15 protein-coding genes are annotated in these 19276 nt (G+C 58.9%); 5 read left to right on the top strand and 10 right to left on the bottom strand.

Annotation, left to right across the window (positions count from 1 at the left end):
* Positions 1-80 precede the first annotated feature (80 nt).
* Complete coding sequence (locus CUJ91_RS20835) at positions 81-590, top strand: phasin family protein (protein ID WP_114157012.1); 510 nt, start codon at positions 81-83, stop codon at positions 588-590.
* Between the two features lie 5 nt (positions 591-595).
* Here CUJ91_RS20835 and CUJ91_RS20830 read toward each other — a convergent pair whose 3' ends face one another.
* The 4 genes from CUJ91_RS20830 to CUJ91_RS20815 form a co-directional block, all read right to left on the bottom strand.
* Positions 596-946, bottom strand: coding sequence for a hypothetical protein (locus CUJ91_RS20830; protein WP_029966137.1), 351 nt, complete (start codon positions 944-946; stop codon positions 596-598).
* Positions 943-1968, bottom strand: coding sequence for a sugar-transfer associated ATP-grasp domain-containing protein (locus tag CUJ91_RS20825; protein ID WP_114158014.1), 1026 nt, complete (start codon positions 1966-1968; stop codon positions 943-945). The genes CUJ91_RS20830 and CUJ91_RS20825 overlap by 4 nt, the downstream gene beginning before the upstream one ends.
* Positions 1969-2080: 112 nt before the next feature.
* Positions 2081-3457, bottom strand: a complete 1377-nt coding sequence (locus CUJ91_RS20820) for an undecaprenyl-phosphate glucose phosphotransferase (RefSeq protein ID WP_006052043.1) — start codon at positions 3455-3457, stop codon at positions 2081-2083.
* A gap of 39 nt (positions 3458-3496) precedes the next feature.
* Positions 3497-5011, bottom strand: a complete 1515-nt coding sequence (locus tag CUJ91_RS20815; RefSeq protein ID WP_114157011.1) for a mannose-1-phosphate guanylyltransferase/mannose-6-phosphate isomerase — start codon at positions 5009-5011, stop codon at positions 3497-3499.
* Between the two features lie 585 nt (positions 5012-5596).
* On the opposite strand from CUJ91_RS20815, the gene CUJ91_RS20810 reads away from it, so the two are divergent.
* Together CUJ91_RS20810 and CUJ91_RS20805 are read left to right on the top strand one after the other, a co-directional pair.
* Entirely contained in the window at positions 5597-6844 is a 1248-nt protein-coding gene (locus CUJ91_RS20810) for an O-antigen ligase family protein (RefSeq protein WP_114157010.1), read from the top strand.
* A gap of 76 nt (positions 6845-6920) precedes the next feature.
* The gene (locus tag CUJ91_RS20805) at positions 6921-7556 is read left to right on the top strand and encodes a phosphatase PAP2 family protein (RefSeq protein ID WP_006052039.1); all 636 of its coding nucleotides are present in this window, start codon (positions 6921-6923) and stop codon (positions 7554-7556) included.
* Here CUJ91_RS20805 and CUJ91_RS20800 read toward each other — a convergent pair.
* Genes CUJ91_RS20800 through CUJ91_RS20775 form a run of 6 tightly spaced genes read right to left on the bottom strand, consistent with a single transcriptional unit; the run spans position 7532 to position 16039 of the window.
* Positions 7532-8719: a glycosyltransferase family 4 protein gene (locus CUJ91_RS20800; protein WP_006052038.1), complete on the bottom strand. Its 1188-nt coding sequence runs from the start codon at positions 8717-8719 to the stop codon at positions 7532-7534. The two genes, CUJ91_RS20805 and CUJ91_RS20800, sit on opposite strands and share 25 nt — an antisense overlap.
* Positions 8720-8771: 52 nt before the next feature.
* A complete protein-coding gene (locus CUJ91_RS20795) occupies positions 8772-10088 on the bottom strand; it encodes a lipopolysaccharide biosynthesis protein (RefSeq protein ID WP_114157009.1) in 1317 nt (438 codons plus the stop codon).
* A 28-nt stretch (positions 10089-10116) separates the two neighbouring features.
* Entirely contained in the window at positions 10117-11127 is a 1011-nt protein-coding gene (locus CUJ91_RS20790) for a glycosyltransferase family 2 protein (RefSeq protein WP_053859418.1), read from the bottom strand.
* Positions 11128-11167: 40 nt separating this feature from the next.
* Positions 11168-12610, bottom strand: a complete 1443-nt coding sequence (locus CUJ91_RS20785) for a hypothetical protein (RefSeq protein WP_114157008.1) — start codon at positions 12608-12610, stop codon at positions 11168-11170.
* A gap of 21 nt (positions 12611-12631) precedes the next feature.
* On the bottom strand, positions 12632-13747 hold the full coding sequence (locus CUJ91_RS20780) for a glycosyltransferase family 4 protein (RefSeq protein WP_006052034.1): 1116 nt from the start codon (positions 13745-13747) through the stop codon (positions 12632-12634).
* A gap of 45 nt (positions 13748-13792) precedes the next feature.
* Entirely contained in the window at positions 13793-16039 is a 2247-nt protein-coding gene (locus CUJ91_RS20775) for a polysaccharide biosynthesis tyrosine autokinase (protein WP_035569443.1), read from the bottom strand.
* A 1189-nt stretch (positions 16040-17228) separates the two neighbouring features.
* On the opposite strand from CUJ91_RS20775, the gene CUJ91_RS20770 reads away from it, so the two are divergent.
* A complete protein-coding gene (locus CUJ91_RS20770; RefSeq protein WP_006052032.1) occupies positions 17229-18110 on the top strand; it encodes a GlxA family transcriptional regulator in 882 nt (293 codons plus the stop codon).
* Positions 18111-18245: 135 nt separating this feature from the next.
* On the top strand, positions 18246-19208 hold the full coding sequence (locus tag CUJ91_RS20765; RefSeq protein WP_114157007.1) for an ATP-grasp fold amidoligase family protein: 963 nt from the start codon (positions 18246-18248) through the stop codon (positions 19206-19208).
* The last annotated feature ends 68 nt before the right edge of the window (positions 19209-19276 follow it).

The following is a 19276-nucleotide window of genomic DNA, read 5'->3' as shown; positions in this document are numbered from 1 at the left end:
GTCGTGGGGAGGAATAGGCGTTGCTTAAACACTGCCTGTTGTCAGGCATTTCCCCCACTCGCATTGATACGGAGCACCTCATGAATGCAATTATCCCGAACCAGCCCGATGTCGGTCAGCAAAGCCATGCAATTGCCGCCTATGAACTTGCAGCTAAAGCCGTTGCGGGCTTTGAAAAAGTTGTCGAGTTGAATGTGCAGACCGTCAAGACTTCTTTGTCCGAGCAACAGGCACTGGTCGATGCCGCGCTCTCATCCTGCTCTCTCAACCAGATGATCGATCTGCAGTTTAAGCAGGTTCCGGCAGCAATAAAAAAGACGTGCGCCTATTGGGGGCACGTCGAGGACATTGCAGTGGACACGCATAATGATCTTGTGGATGCTCTACAAGACAGCGTGCAAAGTTATCTGTCCACGTTCTTCTCGTTGCTCGATAGTGCAGCCTCGATTGGCATAGTCTCAACGGGCCGCACGAACGTCACAAGTCCTCTCGTGATCGAGCAGCCGCCGGCCCCTCAGAACGACCCCGTCGTGATCGTGGACAGTTCGGGCAACGTCGTATCGTCGAGCCCCCGAATGGATCTGCACTAACCGAGTCAGGCACCGCGCGCTGTTTCGATCAGTTCTTTCACACGGCGCGCGATACTCGTCAAAATGTTCTGCGACGAAGCCGGTTGTTGCTTGCGATGCGGCATGCGCTGCAAATCTTCCCAGTCGCTTTCCACAGCACGCGCGTGACTTTCCGGCGTGAAGGGCCACTCCATCGCGACTGCTCGCACCGGCGAGTCGCGCCGCCCTTCTCCCGAGCGCTCGACATACGCATTGATAGCCAATGCCTCCTGCTCCGCCGCCTCTTTTGAAGCTGCTGCGATAAAGTCGTCAGGTCCTTCAATATGGACGCACCACAATTGTTCGCTCACGCGACGTTCCTCGCCGGGTACAGTCATAAGGGACTGGCGTTCAGCAGTTCCCATTTCAGGTCGGAAAAGCATGGGCCCTGCGTCGCCTCACTGAATTTCACGTCGTTGTGTTCGCCATTCCACTCCATCACCTGGACTTTGCCGTCGCTGTCGACTGTGACGTCCCAGCCTATGCAGCGCGCAAAAGGCACCTTGCTATGGAGTTGTAGCACCGTATCGACACAATCGTTGAATGCGGGCATCTTCAGGCCGGCAAATCTGACTTTCGAATCGGGGTGTTCTTCCGTCGCGCCCCAATCGGTCAGGAAACCCTCGCGCGCAAGTTCTCCTGTGCCGAGATCCACCGGCACGCAGATTTCGTCGTCGATCCTGATGTGGGTATGACGCGCTCTGCCGAGCCGCAAGAAAGCCGCACGAAGAGAAGTGCGGCCGAGATCGTCGACAGCCGTCGTCAGGCGCAAGGTCGCAACCGAGTTTGGAGCAAACGTGCTGAGAAGCGGATGCTGAACGATGAACTTCTGAATGACGCCATTGCCAAGCGATTTGATCAGGCCGCAGTCAAACGATTCCCGGTCGAAGAAATGAATACCTTTGCCTTGCGCCGAGCCGTCGAGTTTGAAAACGATCTTGTCGCATTCGCGGAAGACGACGTGCTCGATCTCCTGCTCGCGCACCACCAGATTGCGGTCCGTGAAGAAGAGACCGTTCGCGAAGTAGGCCAGGTCCGGGAACGCGTCACAGCCGAAGATAACCCGCGACATCGGCTTCAGATTGGAGATTCGTCCATATCCGCCTTTCATGCTGGGCACAACCACGCCGCCGTAGTAGTTGTCGGGAATCCAGCCTTCCTTGAAGGTCCCGCTAAACGCCGCGTAGACACGCAGCCACGGCGCATACTTTGCGTCGCCAAACACGTCCCGCGCATAGGTGTCGGCGAGCTTCAGGTTGGCCGGATCGGGAGGACCGTATTTCTTCTGCAATAGCCGAAGAACCTGTCTCGCCTGTGCGCGATGAACCTGGTGGAACGTGTATTGCCCCACCTTCTTGATTGAACGTCTGACTACTTTCTCTACGCCGTGTAGTTTCATTGTCCCCTCGTGATCAGGTTCTTGTTGACCCACTCCCATACCGCACAATCAACGACTCGATCCGACGCGGGGATCAGTAAGCGTTAGGATGATGCAGTCCCTTGAAAATGGTCGCGCAAATGATCTTGACGTCGAGTGCGAACGACCAGTTTCGAAGGTAGTACAAATCGTGTGCGACCCGGCCTTCCATCTTTTCGATGCGATCGGTCTCTCCGCGAAAGCCATTGATCTGCGCCCAGCCGGTAATGCCTGGCTTGATCCGGTAACGGTGAATATAGCCGGAGACGATGCCCTGATACAGGTCGTCGTGTTCGAGCGCGTGCGGTCTCGGACCGACCACCGACATATCGCCGCGCAGCACGTTGAAGAACTGCGGCAATTCATCGAGGCTCGTGCGCCGCAGGAAACGCCCGACCCGCGTAATGCGCGGGTCGCCACGCGTGGCCTGTTCGAGCACCCCCTGTTTCTGTTCATGCAGACGCATGCTGCGGAACTTGTAGATCATGAAGATGCGTCCGTCCGCGCCCTTGCGGCACTGTTTGAAGAACACCGGCCCGGGCGAACTCAGCTTGACCGCTATCGCACACGCGAGAAGAATCGGCGACACGGCAATCAATGCGAGCAGTGCAAAAACGCGATCGAACAATTCCTTTTCCACCATTGCATTCGGCGGCAATGGCGAGGCGGCGAGATTGATCGTCGGAAAGCCGAGCAACTCGGTCACGCTTCCATCGAAGAGCGCCAATGCGCGCACGTCCGGCATGAAGCGCACGTTAATCAGATCGTTGCGAAACTCATCGACCAGCTCGAGAATCGCGCGTTCTTCCGATAAAGGCAGCGCGAGCCACACTTCATCCACCTGCTGTTCGCGCACATACTTCGCAAAAGCCGCGCGCTGTTCGAACGTCGGCACGGAACTCGTCGTCTTGTTGACCGGGCGCAGGTTGTAGACGGCACTCGCGCGAAAACCCGCTGCCGGCTCCCGTTCCATTTTGCGCAGGATCTCGTCGCAATGTTCGCCGCATGCGGCAATAGCCACCTTTTGCAGATCCAGGCCAGCGTGGCGAACGCGCCCGAGCAGAACGTGCGTCATTATCCGGCCAGCGATCATTGCGCCACCCGCAATTCCCGTCCAGTACGCGAACCATAGGCGCGACACGAAGTCGATCCGATGCAACGAGAACATCAAAGCAAGCGCGCATGCCTGGACCAGCAGCCAGCCGAGTGCGACCTGGCCAACCAGTACACGTTTCGAGCGGCCGCGCCACGACTGATAGACGCCTAATGCCGGAAATACCGCGAGCGAAAACGCCGCCGCGAAAGCGACGAATGCCAGATAAAAGTTGCGTTGCGCGAAATCGTCGAAGCGGATATGAGAGGCAGCGAATGCGCCGCCGAGGATCATCGCCACATCGAACATTCTGGCCAGCAGACCGGTAATCAATCGCATAGCAGCCCCCTCGAATACGCTCTGGTTCGCCACGGCCGGTTAACCCGCACGGCCATATTTATCGTCGAACCGGACGATGTCGTCTTCGCCGAGATAGGCGCCGGACTGCACCTCGATGATCTGAAGCGGAACGCAACCTGGGTTCTCGAGACGATGCGTGACACCGAGTGGGATATACGTCGACTCGTTTTCGCCAAGCAGGAATTTTTCTTCTCCGCGTGTGACGAGCGCGGTGCCGCTCACCACGATCCAGTGCTCCGCGCGGTGATGATGCATCTGCAACGACAGGCGCGCGCCCGGCATTACCACGATGCGTTTAACCTGAAAGCGGTCGCCGTGATCGATCGAATCGTAAAAGCCCCACGGACGACGCACTTTGCGGTGCGCATCCGCTTCCGGCGAATTTTCGGCCTTGATGCGCGACACGAGTCCCTTGATGTCCTGCACATGCGAGCGGTCGGCCACCAGAACCGCGTCGTCCGTTTCGACGACGATCAGGTCGTTGGTGCCGACACATGCGACGAGCCGGCCGCCTTGCGAACGCGCATACGTTGCCGTCGCGCCTTCGAAAAGAACGCGTCCATTCGATGCGTTGCCGCACTCGTCCTTTTCCATTGCCTGCCACACGGCGTCCCATGAACCGAGGTCCGACCATCCCGCTTCGAGCGGCACGACGATCCCCGCGAATTGCGATTCGGGCTTGCCGAGATGTTCCATCACCGCGTAGTCGATCGAGTCCGACGGCGATTGCAGGAAGGCCTCGGCATCGGGAACGATGCAGCCGTCGTTGACCTTCGCGCCTTCGTAAGCGCGCACGCAGGCATCGTGAATTTGCGGCTGAAATTGCTTGATGACGGCAAGCCATACGGACGCGCGCACGACGAACATGCCGCTATTCCACCAGTAATTGCCGGACTCGACATACTGCGCTGCAAGTTCGGGCGCCGGCTTTTCAACGAAACGTTCGATGCGGCGCGCGCCGTCGTTCAACGCAGCACCTAGGCGGATATAGCCAAAGCCGGTATCCGCGCCAGTGGGCGGAACACCAAGCGTCGCGATTGCGCCCGCGTCGGCATGACGCGCAGCTATTTCGATTGCCTTATGAAGCGCATTGAGATCTGCAATAGCGTGGTCCGCGGGCATCGCGACGAGAATCACGTCGTTGCCGTCCGATGCTGCAGCCAGCGCAGCAAGCGTGAGTGCAGGAGCCGTATCACGGCGGCCAGGCTCGACGACGACCCGTGCCTTCACGCCGCTTTCGCGCGCCTGCTCGCAGGTTGCAAAGTAATGTTCGGCACCGCACACAATCACCGGTTCGGGAGCGACCGCCCACAGAGGACTGAAGTTATTCATGCGTCCCATCGTGGCCTGCAACAGCGTCTGATCGCCGATCACGTCGATAAGCTGCTTCGGGAACTGCTCGCGGGATACGGGCCATAGACGCGTGCCTGAGCCGCCTGCGAGAATCACCTGTGCGAGCGTGGTGCATTCCTGCGACGCGGCGCTTTGCGTCTCGTTGTCGTTCTCGTGTGCGGTTGCAAAAACTTTATCCATTTTTATTGCTCCTGGACGGGCAAGCCAAAGCGCGATTAATCGCATAAGCGCCGACGAAATACGCTGCACGTCGGCACTGCTCCGGTCTCACGTGTGATCAATAACGGGGTGTGGGCATCAACGGGCTCGGCGAGCCGTTCTGTCCGCGCAAAGCTAGGGATGCGCACCGAAGTTCTCGCACTAGGCGAGCGTTAGCGGCACACATATCGGCGTGGCGCCAGAAAGCCGATGCCACTCAAGCATGACTCGATGTGATCCATCATAGTCACCTCACGCTGCACCACAGCAATGGTGGCGCGTTCAGTTGAGGTTTTGGCCAGCCTCGTCGCATTCGCCCGCACATCGGCCACTGTGGCCTTTCTTATGGCCGCTGTGTGTGCGGTAGCGCGTGGAAATCAGTGCCTAGACGTGGTACCTTCGCGAGTACCTTCATGACAGATGGGCAGTTCGTTCATCGAGACGTAGGACCCCGATTCCGTTCAGGTGCACCGCCATCGTGGTGCACCGCACCTCCAACCAGGTTGTCTTCGCACGTAATGGCACTGTCATTGCAAGCTATGCGCCATTTGTTTTCCGGGAGTCGCAATGGCTTACATTTCGCTACTTGCGCTGTTTCTAACGGTTACGAATTTCGTGCCTCTCAGCGCGGTCGGCTTCGTGCCGATCTTCGTGTACGCGTGGCGCTTTTACGGTCGCCGCTATCCGGCGTTCATTACGCCGCTCACCGCGCTGACGGTCGTGATCGTCGTCTCCACGCTGCTCTACGATCCTCAGTCTTTCGCCGAATTCGATTTCTATCGGCGCGACGGTAACTTCTTCATTTCGTATGCTCCCATTTTTGCCGGTTGCCTGTACGCGCATCGTCTCGATCTGAACAAAGTACTTCGCGCGTTTTTTATTTTCGCGGTCGGCATCAATATCCCGCCGTACGCGGTGTACATCGTCAGCACCGGACTCCTCGGCATCTTCACGAATCCAGACAAGAGCTTCGGCAGCTACTTCATCGCGCGCAATGCGGCGGGCGGATTCTTCGCCATGCTGTTCTGCCTCGGCGTGGGGTGCTACCTGCAAAAGCGCAGCAAGCTACTGCTCGGGCTACTCGCGATGAACGCGCTGATGCTGTTCTCCACGTATAGCCGCGGTTCGCTGCTCGGCGCGGCTGCGGTACTGCCGTACCTCTATTTCGGCCGCAAGCGCTGGCTGCTGGCTGCGTTGATGGGCGTGCTCATAGCAGGTTCGCTTGCAATGGCGTTCTATCACACGGACGCCACCGTCGACTACATGGGCTACCCGTTCAGTATCCACAACCAGGATGCGAAGGTCGCCAATCTGAATATCCGGTATGAGTGGCTGTGGCCGCGCGCGCTCGCCTATTTCGAGCAGAGTCCGATCGTGGGTATGGGCTTCGGTTCTTTCGACGATCACATCGGCAATGTGACTTCATACTTTCGCCTGTTCGGTGCGCCGTCGAACGTCCTCGTCGAACATAGCGATTCGCACGCTCACAACTCGTACCTCAATTTCCTCGCGGAAACCGGTGTCGTCGGTCTTTTCCTGCTGCTGAGCTTCTTCTGGAGACTCGTTGATTGGAGCAAGCATGGAGCGGCTGCGGGCGCGCTCGTGGGAGGCGGTCAGAACTTCGCCGCCTTCCGGTTCGTCGAGATCTCTTCTATTTGCCTGCTGGTCATGGCGGCAACGGAACATCGCCTCGTGTCGCCTTCCAATGTCCTGATCCTCTCGCTCGTGATCTCGCTACTGCTGGCCTCGCAATCGGCCAATGCAATCTCGGCGGAATTCAATCGGCGGAACTCGCTGATTCGCTCGCGCGTCTGACAGTACCTGCGCCCACTCCGGTACAGCGGGAACATAAAGATCCCGCTGTAGAGAACCCAACAACAACGAGAACCCTATGTGGACTGTATTCACTAACATAGGCGATGCGGCCGTCACGTTGCCCGTGGCCGCTGTTTGCGCCTGCTGGATCGCACTATTCGACGTCAAGCTGGCCTGCCGGTGGATCGCGATGCTCGCAGCCGGCGTCGCTATTGTCGGCGCGAGCAAGATCTTCTATGCGGGCTGGGGCATATCGTTTCCGGCGTCTGATTTCCGCGTGATTAGCGGCCATGCGATGCTCTCCACCTCCGTGTGGATGGTGGCCCTCGCATTGCAGCTCAGATGGTGGCGTCTGCCGGCGTTTCTGGGTATTGCGGCCGGTCTGGTTATCGGTGCGTTGACTGGCGTGTCGCGCCTGATGGACCTTTCGCATTCCGTGCCGGAAGTCATTTCAGGCTGGATTCTGGGCGCAATCGTCGCGCTGCTCTTCTTGAGAAAGGCGCTTTCCGTGGAGTTCGAACGCCCACGGCCCGCATGGTCGGCGGCGAGCTTTCTGTGCGTCTGCGTGCTCGCCTATGGGCATCAGGCGCCGCTTCAGCGGCTCATTGAAACGCGCTCGCCGCAAATACATAGCCATGCTCATTCGATCATGGCTCTCGCCGGCCGCGTCAAATACCGCATTCAGTCTTACGAGGGCATACTCGCAAGGTGACGCTCCTCTGCCGTGCGCTCGCGCACCAGGTAGGGGCGAAGCTGTTCGATCGAGCTGCGCAAAAGCCGCGCGTCGATAAAGTCCGTCAATGCCGTCTTGAAGTTCTCGGTTGAGAACCGCTCGGCATTCTGACGGCAATTCACCGGATCGAATAAAGAGGCATTGCGCTCGAAGCGTGTCACCGCTTCGAGCAATGACTCCGCCGTCTGCTCGCCGAAGAAGACACCTGTGGGCTGCTCCAGAGGCAAGCCGATAACCGACTCGAGCGCACCGCCCCTGCCGAAAGCAATCACCGGCGTGCCGCAAGCCTGCGCTTCCACGACCGAAATACCGAAGTCCTCTTCCGCCGCGAAAACGAATGCGCGGGCGCGTCGCAAATGATCGACGAGTACTTCGAGAGGCTGGTGACCGAGTATCGTCACATTCGGCCCCGCAGTCGCTTTGATCCGCTTCATTTCCGGGCCATCGCCGATCACGACCAGCCGGCGCTCGGGTGTCTGCGAGAAGGCCCGCACGATCAAGTCGATGCGCTTATAAGGCACCATCCGCGAGGCCGTCACGTAGAAGTTTTCTTTCTGCGTGCACATCACCATGTTGTCGAGATCGACAGGCGGATAGATAACCGTCGCGTCGCGCTGATAAGCCTTCTTGATCCGCCGCGCGATGAAGTGCGAATTCGCCAGCAGATGATCCACGCCATTCGCCGAACGCGAATCCCAGCCGCGAATGTAGTGCAGCAGCGCGCGCGCCATGATCGACTTCACGCCCTTGTTCAGATGCGATTCGCGCAAGTACTGATGCTGCAGATCCCACGCATAGCGGATCGGCGAATGCACATAGCTGATGTGAATCTGATTGGGTCCGGTCAGTACACCCTTGGCCACCGCGTGCGAACTCGAAATGACCAGATCGTACGCGGACAGGTCCAGTTGCTCGATCGCAATCGGCATCAACGGGAGATAAGCTCTGTAGCGCTTGCGCGCAAACGGCATCTTCTGAATGAACGACGTGTTGACGGGTTTCCCTTTCACGCAATCGCGATCTTCGAGAAAGTCGACAATCGAAAAGACGTCCGCTTTCGGAAAGCATTCGATAATGTTCTTCAAAACCTTCTCTGCGCCGCCCGAAACCACCAGCCAATCGTGAACAATAGCGACTTTCACTTCTCTCTCCTGTGAGATGACGCGCCGGACGCTTCACCGGCGGCAATCCGTTTCACTTGTCTTTGGCCGCGCTTGTCTGGGCTCTTACACCCCACGCCAGCCCCAGCATTCCAGCGGCGCGCCGCGCGCCCGGCACCAGCCCGATCAGCTCGAGTCGGACCATGATGACCAGCAGGATCACGGCGAGCGTTGCTTCACCGAATACGCGAGCCATGGCCATGCCCATTGCTCCAAAGCGCGGCGCAAGAATCAGTGCCGCGGCCAGGTTGGCAAGGCCCGAGGCGAGCCCGGCAAACGCGAGCAGCCGGTCTTTCTTGCGCGGAACGAATACGTAAAACGCGACGAATTCGTTGAACGCGACGAACGGGAACATCCATGCGAAGCATTGAAGAATGCGCGCGGCAGGCTCGAACTCGGCGCCGAGAATCAACGGCAACAGGAACGGCGACAACGTCATTGCGCCGCAGAAAACGAGCAGTCCATAACCGAGCAGAAGCGCCGCGCCACGGCGCGTGGTCGCGTGCGCGCCCTCTTTGTCGCCGTGTGCGAGCTGCCGCGAAATAGTCGGCACGAATACCTGCGACGCCGGTCCCATCAAGCTCAGTGCAATGGTGGCGAAACGCTCTGCCGCGCCGAAATAGCCGACCTGAGCCGGCGTCGACAAGAGCGTCAATAGATAGGTGGACGACGCCGTCAATACAACGGAGCCTGACGAGTAGCAAAAGAGCATCGTCGAGCTGCGAATGAGCGGCATCACGCCTTCCACTTTCAGTCGGGGCAGTCCCAATTGCGACGTGGTGATGCCATACGAAATGATCGACGACGCCACGCCGGCAACCAGCAGACTCGCCAGCACCCACACGGAATCCTCGGGGGTTCTCACGAGGCTCAGCACCAGAACGAGGCTCACGGCAAAGCCGAATACCTCGATCATGATCGGCGTGCGAAAACGCTGACGGCCTTGGAATAGCCAGCCGAGATTCATCGCCGACACGATGCCGAGCAGCGTGCCCAGCACGCCGATCAGCGGCCGCTCGGACAAGGTGGGCGAGCACATCGTCGCAATCAGACCGATGCTTCCGCCAATCACGGCGAGCATGAGCCGCGCGCTCACATGGAGCGAATAGATTGCATTGCACTCCTTCACCGAATGGGCTTTCGCGACTTCCCGCATGCCGACGAAGGTGAAGCCGTAACTCACGAGCATCCAGATGACGTTCATGAGCGACATCGACGCGAGCACTCGCCCATACTCGGCGACGCCGAGAATTCTTCCGTAGAACGGCACCACGATGATGAGGTATACGTACCTCATCAGATATCCGCCGTAAACAAACGCAATGACGCTTGCGTTGTCTCGTCTTTCCATTCCGTTCTCCAAATGCCTGCTCCCGGGCTTAACGCTGCGCCATGCGCCGACGCGCAAGCGGGTTCGATATGTAGCGAACCACAAAGTCAGAAAGCGGCGAGTACGGCACGAGGCACAAGCCGGAAAGAACCACAGTTCCGAATTTCTTCTTCACACTCCAGAATGGATTGGCCAGGATCGCGTGGAAATAGCCCCGCGAATCGCGCATCATCCAGCGCCAGCGGTGCGCGAACGTCGCGCGATAGACGCTCGAGCAGAAGATCGCCTTCTCGTGGCCGAAATCATGAAACGTCGGCGACAACTCGATACCGAGACGCGACCGCGCGATGTTGCGCAGAATGGCCCAGCGCATGCCCAATGCTTTGGGCGCCTTGGAAATCTGCTCGGAATTGGCGAACGACACCGTGCCGCCATCGGCGTTATGCACGCGATAGCCGCCGAGCGATTTGCGCAGCGTCGCGACGGGGCCGACCAGCGCGGCACCATAGATCGCGAAGAAGTCGGCGCCGTAGCGATTGATGCCCGGTGCGGGAACCGGAAAGACCTGCTTGAGCGCACTCACCCGATACGCATTGCCCGAGGCGGGCGGCGACGGGTACAGCCAGCCCGCTTGCAACAGCTCTCCGCAATTGGGCGGCGGCTCGGTGTTCGGCACATAAGCGCCTGTCGTTGCGCCGTTTGCGTCCATCACGTCGAGCCTGAACTGCACCTTGGCCCACGCGCCGCTGGAGAAAAGCTTCATGACTTCCGATACGGCGCTCGGATACAGAATGTCGTCCGAATCGAGCAGGATCGCGTATTCCGTTTCGAGCGCGCTGATCGCATGGTTGTAGGCGGACACCTGGCCGCCGTTCTCCTGGAAAATCGCAGTGATGCGGCTGCCGTACTTCTCGATGATCGCGCGCGAGCCATCCGTCGAGCCGTCGTCGAGCACGACGACGCGCGTGCCGGGATAGTCCTGATTGAGCGCGGAGTCGATCGCGTCCGCTAAATAGCGTTCGTAGTTGTAGTTGCAGATGACAACTGTGACCTGGTTCATGGCATTCGACGCTGTCTGATGTTTCGGTGAATCGGAATGGCTACGCAAGGGAACGGACCGCGATATACGCAAGGTGGGTCGGCGGATCGTTTCCTGCACCGTTGACCCGATCGGGTACCTTGAAGCTCAATTGCAAACCGTCGTTACTCCAGGTGGTCGTCATCGCGTCCTGTGCACTTACTGTGCCCGTCAACGCATCTATGAACTCAACCTTTACTTCGCGCGACGCGGGGCGCTTGAGTCCCGCTACTGTCACCCTTCGCCAACCCGCCGACGCGCTCACCTGCAGCACGATGTCATTGCCCGAACGCAATCCGCTGCCCGAAGCGCCTGGACCAAATTGCAAAGGGTTCGACAAACTTGCCAGCGACCCAGAAACAGTCTGATGAAGCACGATGAGGCTCCTGCCCGACACGTTGTAAGTGCGTACGGGTGGGCCGCGATGAGTCAGACGGAATGGCTCATAGCCGTCCCAGTGATAGATCATCGAGACGTATTTGTTCGGATCGTCCCAGTTGTGATCGAGTGCCCACACCGCGAAGTCGAAGAAGTACTCCGGCAGGTAATGCGGGTCCTTCATATACGCATCGCCGATCTCGGTTTGCCAGATGCCTCTCGCCGGTCCGTTCTTCACATACCGCTGATACAGCTCGTCGAGATCGCGCACACCGAGGTAGTGAGTGTCGAGATAGTCGACCCAGTCCAGCATGCGTTCGTTCGATGCAGGACTTCTGTACTCGAGCCACTTACAGTAATTGGACAGACCGCCCTGATCGGGCCACCCGCCGTAGACGATATAGGCGTTGTACTTGCGGATAATGCGGGCAGCGGGCAGATGCACTCGCTCCACGTAATCCTGCATGGCACGCTCGTACGGCTTCTCGTGCTTGCCGTCCTTGCTGAAGGTCGGACCGTGCCAGAACGTCGCCTGCTGCGCGCCGCCAGACAACGTTCCGGCCGCCTCATTCCAGATCTGGAAGTAGCGCAGATTGAACGGCGGAGCGGAGTACTTGCGCACGGCAGCCTCGACATAGCGCGTCCACGCGCCGACATCCATCGGCGCGGAATTGCTGTCGCCGGGAACAGTGGCGTTCCACGGCGCCGTATAGCCGAGCAACAGCAGCGACTTGATGCCGTTGCGATTGTTCAAGAGCAGCGCTGTCGGAAGATCGGCGTCGAATTGCGAGCCGGTTTTGTCGACACGCATGGGTGCTCTCGGCGATTCCGGCTGCCCAGGGCCCACCGAATCGCGCCCCCATGTGATACCCATTTGACGCCACATTTCGACGTCACGGCTTGCGCCTGCCCATCCGTTCGCGCCGATCAGATCTGTGATCCTGCGACCGCCGCTGCTGCCCGTTTGCGGCGCGGCGCTTCCTGACGGCGATGTCTTGCCGTACGCGAGCGGTATCGCGGCGCCAAGGAGGCCCGCAATGGTTCGCAACGCCCGACGTCTGCCGGCACTCTTTCGAATGCGATACATTGGCCTGCCTACCGACATGCGTTAGCTCGCCGACGCGCGGGCCGGCACGCCCGACAACCGAACGCCCGCCTGCCCCTTGAGGATCTCGAGCACCGTCTGCGCCGTCACATCCCAGCGGAATTCGCGCGCCCGCGCGAATCCCATTGTCTTGTAGCGTTGACGGAGTGCGTCGTCGGTCATCATGAGCGATATCTTTTTGGCAATGTCGTCTGCGGACGTCGCGTCGCAATACAGCGCCGCATCTCCGCACACTTCGGGTATCGACGTCCGCGAAGAAGCGACGACCGGACATCCGCAGTACATGGCCTCAAGCGGCGGCAAGCCGAATCCTTCGTATAGCGACGGAAACACCAGACAGCCCGCGTTTTCATAGAGCGCCTTGAGTTCGCCGTCAGTCACGAAACCGGCCCACACCACTTTCTCCGACTGCGGCTTTTCCTCAGCCAGTTCGCTGTTGAAAATGCGCGCATTCTTTCCGCCGACCACGACGAACTTCACATGGTCGAGATGGCCGAGCTTCTCAATTGCTTCCAGCACGCGTTGCAGGTTCTTGCGCGGATCGAGACTCCCGACCACTACGCAATACGCGTCCTTGACGAGACTCAGGCGCTCCAATACCGCGGGCTCCGACGTCACGCGGTCGAGATGATCCGCTGCCGGATGCACGACTGCGACTCGCGACTCATCGATTTTCAGGTGATGGCAAATACGCGATCGGGAGAACTTCGACACGGTCAGGATCGTTGGCGCCATGCGCGGCAACATGAAAAAGCAGAGGCGATACCACAGCAAGAACTTCTTCGAGAATCCGCCGGGTACGTCATACACCGCCATGTCGTGAACCATGACGACCTGGCGGCGCTTGAACAGCGGACTCATGTTGCACAGATTCAGAAGCGTGACGCCTCTCGCGGCGATGGGCAGCGTGATCTGCTCCCATAGCGTGCCGCGCAGCCACGAAAAGCGCCGTTGCCATTTCAACAGCGCCCCCGGCTCTCTCGCATTGCGCGGGACGTAGATCTCGAGCTGCTCGCCTGCGGGAACCCGCATTTGCATCGCTCTCGTCAATTCATACGCGACTCTCTGAACACCCGTGACGGGTTGCGAAGTAAATTTCCCGTTAATTGCAAACGCCATCTGCTTCTCCGTTTTGCGAATTCATCGACGACAGTGGCAACTCGCTCACGTCCGGAGAGGTGCGCTGGTCGGATCGGCATCGCCGTAATCGCTGGCGTAGTTCGTCGCATATCCATAGGTGCGAGTACTGCGCCGAAGCGGAATGCCGTTGAACACAGCGCCTGCAATGCGTCCCTCGGCGCGCTCCATCTTCTTGATCGTGTCTTCGATCTCTTCCTCGCTCTGCATGCCCGAGCGCAAAACCAGCAGCGATGCACCGGCTTCGCTTGCAATGATCGACGCGTCGGTGACTGCGAGGAACGGCGGCGTATCGAAGATCACCAGGTCGAATTGCGCGCTAAGGCGTTCGAGTACTTCCTTGAAACGCGGCCTTGCGAGCAATGCGGCGGGGTTGTCCGGACGCGATCCGCATGAGAGGAACGACAAGCCTTCAATACCCGTGTGACGCAGCGCATTGCGTAGCGGCATCCGGTCGGAAAGCACTTCGGAAAGCCCGCCACGATTGCTCTGATTGAAGAGCGATGCGAGATGACCGCGGCGCATATCCGCATCGATAAGAAGAACGCGTGCGCCGATCTCTGCCTGCAAGGTCGCGATATTGGCCGCGACAAAGCTCTTCCCTGCCGACGGCGTCGGCCCAATCACCATCAGAATGTTGTTGCGTGCATGCGCCAGATCGCGCGCCAGCGAAGTGCGCACTGCTCGCAGCGCCTCGACGGAGTTATCGTTGGGGAAGCGTTCGGCCAGTACCCTGTTGCCGCCGGCCGCCACCTGTATTTCGGACGCACCGCCCGCCACCGGCTGCGGCAATCCGGCCCGCGCCGCGGCACCGGGCAATGACTTGGCGCCTGGACTGGTTCTGTCGAGCAACGACTGCTGCTGACTGAACAGGATCTCGCCGAACACCGGCACACTCATTCTGCGTTCGACATAACGCGGATCGGTAACGCCCGTCAGCACATGGCGGCGCATGAACACCAGCACGATGCCCGAGACGATGCCGAGTGCGAGACCGCCTGGCAGCACGAGAATCGGCTGAGGTTTCACCGGACGATGCGGCGTGATTGCCTGGTCGACGATATGCGCGCCGCCGGTAGTACTTGCGCGACGCACCTGCAATTGCTCAGCCTTTTGCACCATGCCCAGATAGATCGTCTCCGCGACTTTCTGCGCGCGCAGAAGATCGACGCTCTGGCGTTCGGAAGCGGGCATACCGTTGAAGTGGCCGCTGAAATTCGCTTTCGCGCTATTGAGCTGCGCGAGTTGCGTGTCGACGCTCTGCACCCAGCGGCTCTGCGGCGTATAGCGCTCGAGAAGCTGTGTGCGCTGCAATTGCAGTGTCGCGATCTGCCGGTCGATGTCGAGACCGCCTTGCAGGTAGGCTTGCGCCTCGGCCGTCGGCTGCATCGATTGCGAGTTGGCGCGGAATGACTTAAGCGCTTCTTCCGCCTTTCTCAGGTCGCCGAGCAGACGCGGAAGTTCTCCGTTGATGAACGCGAGCGTCGTCGTATCGTTGAGCTGGCGGCTCGCGATTGCCGTCGCCAGGTACTGTTGACCCAACGCATTGGCGACTTCCGCAGCCTTTGCCGCACTCTTGTCGGTGTACTCGATCTGCACAAGACCCGAGTCTTTCACTTTGTCGCCGACCTTGATGAGCGCGTCGAAACGCTTGATGGCGTCCACCGCGTTCCAGCGTACGACCGTGAACTCAGTGCCAGGCCGCGCGACCAGTGCATCGACGCGCATCGAAATGCCGTTGCTCGATACCGCTTTGCCGACCGTGCCCTGGAGGAATACCTGATCCTGCGGACCGCGCAACTCGTACGTGTTGTCGTCGCGGGCAACCAGCGTCATTTTTTCTTCTTCGAGATCTTTGGGAACGTCGAGCGCGCCGATCTTTACCTGCTCGCCTCCCCATGCGTATGACTTGAGTCCGAGCCATGGCCGCGAGGGCTCGCCAGGCGTCGCGAACTTCTCCGCGATATCGCCGAGCAGCGGCAGCTTGCGCGGCGTCACGGAGACGTCGAAGCGGAAGCGCTGAATAACCGGTTCGAGCACCGAGCGGCTGCGGATCACGCCCATTTCCGTCACAGGAGACGGAGCTGGCGGAGGCATGTTCTCCTGATTCTGGAGTGCGAGGCCGAGTGCATTCGGTTCTGGCGGATCGACGCGAATGAGTACATCCGCGGAATAGATCGGCGACGCAATCAGCAAATAGGCGGCGGCCAGGCTGAAAACGACGACCGTTGTCAGCACGATCTCCCAGATATGGTCGCGCATGAGACGGAGCATGGCGCTCGCGCTAAGCTGTCCACGCTCTGTACTGGCAGTGCCAGGGAGCGAATTCAGAGGATAGTAGTCCACCGGTTTGATCCTTCCATGTTTGATGGGCACAGTAATGAGTCGACACCGCCTTGGCTGCACCAACGGTCCACAGTCCAGAGCCGTCTCCGGCAGGAATGCGTATGGCGTAGCGCGACGCGTGGTCGAAGCTACGTCATGGTCTTGCCAAGCCAAGTGGCTGTCCACCTGCTTGAACGATCAAAGGCTGCACCGCCAACAGCACGGCTCGCCCCGTCTCCAGACTTCGAATCCCCCAATCTCCGGACAACGGCTTTACGCCGCGCACCGCGTTTTATTTGGTTCTACAAATGGTTCGCTTGTTCAATGAAGCGCTGAGCGAATCGTCGAGTCGCCAATACGCAGTCCGGCCCCGGACTTGCGTGAGCGTTGCCTCGTCGTACTTCGTCAGTGCACGGCACTTCGGGACACGGCAATAACTACACCTCAATGGAACCATCCACGCCAAAAGGTGAAGATATTGCGCATTGCTGGCATTCCATAGCGCCTACCGCGGCAACCGCTATTTCTGCAGATGTTGCAGTGAAGCATAGCGCTCGTGCGAATGAGTGGATCGATAGCGGCATAAATTCGGGTGCTAATGGCCGATTCCGCCGAAGCGATTTCCGCGCAACACCCCATCCAGAAAGTGTTGTAGCTATGTGCAATGGATGTAACAGAGTGATACGCGTTAGCCAATTTTCTGTCACTAACATTTAGTGACACTTCAGAGGGTTGATCGCGGCATTCAATGCACGTTGCGCCCCCAGCGGCCTTGTCGGACGGGCTTCTCGGGCGAAAGAGCACTGCGACCCTTATTAGCGGCTTCTGAATTATGCTAAGCAAATCTTGCTGCTTTGCACTGCCTTTTGTATGGCTTTATTTAGCCAGGCAAGGTAACAATTTCCCCAATCATCACTATTGCGCCAAAACACCATCGATTACCGGCCAGGTTCGCAAGGGTGATTTGAGTACGTTAATCTCGTCACGTAGACAGTGATTCACCCTGTTTGGAGAACTAAGCGTGACAACTTCCACCGACTTTCTTTCGTCGTATCTTGATACGCACCGCAGCGGCCCAAGAGTGGCGACACGGAAACCTGCAAAGCACATTGGACTACTGGTGTCGCAGGAATGCTCGATGGCGACTGCTGGAGCAATCGGCGACGCGTTCCGGCTCGCAAACGAATTGTCTGAAGGCGCGACCGACGACTCACCCTATCGTCTTTCAGTACTTTCTGAAAGCGGCGGGCTCGTGACCAGTTCCTCCGGCATTTCGATCTGGACCCAAAGCATCGAGCGCAATCGGCTCGGTGACTTCCATGCATTGTTTGTCGCGTGCCGCGACGCTGCGCGGGCACTGGAGTCGAATGACCGCCTGCTCTCATGGATAGCGCGCCAAGGCTCTATTGCGTCGTTCGACATTCAGCAAGGCGCGAACCTGGTGGTCATTTGCAAGGACCCGTTGCATTCCACCGTGCCGATCTTCCTGTTCGACGATGCGCCGACCACGACCCGTCCCAACAGCGCGACGCCGACCGATCTTGCGCTCGCGCAAATCGAACGCGACCTGAGTACCGAAGTCGCGCGGAAGATCGCCGACACGCTGCAAACCACCTACGTCGAGTCGGACAAATTCGAACTGGACGATGCGAGCATTACGACGACAACGGAGAAGATCCGTGAGTCGGCGCGGTGGATCAAGGAGAACTACAGCAATCCTATTTCCGTCGCGAAAGCCGCGGAGTGCGCGGCAATGAGCAAGCGCAACTATCAGCGCCGGTTCAAGTTCGAGTTCGGCATGACGCCCCTCGAGTACTTGCTGCGCACACGCTTCGAAGTCGTCCGCGCAATGCTGCGCAATACCGATCTGCCCGTCGACAAGATCGCGCGGCGTTGTGGAATGGGCGACGGCAATCGTCTCGGCCGCCTTTTCAAGGAACGCTATGGAATGTCTCCCACGCAATTCCGCGCGCAGCAGCGCCTGGAAGTCGCGGAACGATGCGTGGCAATCGACGATTGACGATTGACGGCTAATGCCAGTGTGAGCGGGAGCCGCGCCACTCATATATAGAGCGATAGCGCGCCGTCCCCGCTGGCCCTGGCAGGCTACGCACGCCGATTGAGCGTCGAGCCGCTATTCAAAAGGGACCGGACAATGACAACAACGAAGTCTGTACAGTTCTCCAACACCGCCGATATGCCGGAGGACACCGCGAGCCACCACTTGGCGCCGCGCAAGGAATCTCCGGCTAGACGGCTAAAAGAAGCAGCCAAGTCGATGCTGCCGGCACCGATATTTCTGAGCCTGCTGCATCACAAGGAAATTGGCCGCTATCCGAACCTGCTGCGCCCCACTACGTTCAACGAAAAGATCCTGCAGAAAAGCCTGCGGCCCGACCCGTGGTTCGTCGAGCTGACCGACAAGCTGACGGTCCGCGAGTATGTTGCGAGGAAAATCGGCGAACAGCACGTCATACCGTTGCTGGCTACGCCCGACGTCTTCACGAAAAAAGTATTCGACGCGCTGCCTAATGCATTCGTCATGAAGGCCAACCACGGCAGCAGTTACGTCGAGGTGGTCAAGGATAAATCGGCAACATCGTTCGAGAAACTGCGGGATCTCGCGAACTACTGGCTGTCGCTCGATTTCTACAAGATCGCGCGCGAAAGACACTATCGGCAGATCAAGCCACGCATCTTCTTTGAGCAACTGCTGCTCGACGAAAGCGGCAAGATTCCTGCCGACTACAAACTGCACTGCTTTGGCGGAAGAAGCGGACGCCCGATCATCTACATTCTGGTGATTTCGGACAGATTTGGCGGGAATACGCGGGGGGACGTCTATGACGTCGACTGGAATCATCTCGACATAGCGATTGGCTACTACAAGCGCAGCCCGATACCGGCGCCGCGTCCCGAGAATCTCGAGGCCATTCTGCACGCGGCCACGAGACTTTGCGAAGACTTCGACTACGTTCGCGTCGATCTATACGCGCCGGATAACCGCGTTTATTTCGGTGAGCTAACTTTCACTCCCGGCGCGGGTGTTCTGCCTTTTACGCCAGACAAGATCGACTACGAGTGGGGGAAACTGGTGCCGCAGAGCTTCTGCCGCTGATATAAACCTGGCCTCGCCCGACAAGTGAGGCGAGAACCAGGTTCATTGCAACAGCATCTTTAGACGTC

The sequence above is a fragment of the Paraburkholderia graminis genome (assembly GCF_003330785.1).
Classification (GTDB): Bacteria; Pseudomonadota; Gammaproteobacteria; order Burkholderiales; family Burkholderiaceae; genus Paraburkholderia; species Paraburkholderia graminis.
Note: the sequence above shows the minus strand (reverse complement) of the source record. Positions and strands in the feature narration are given on the sequence as shown.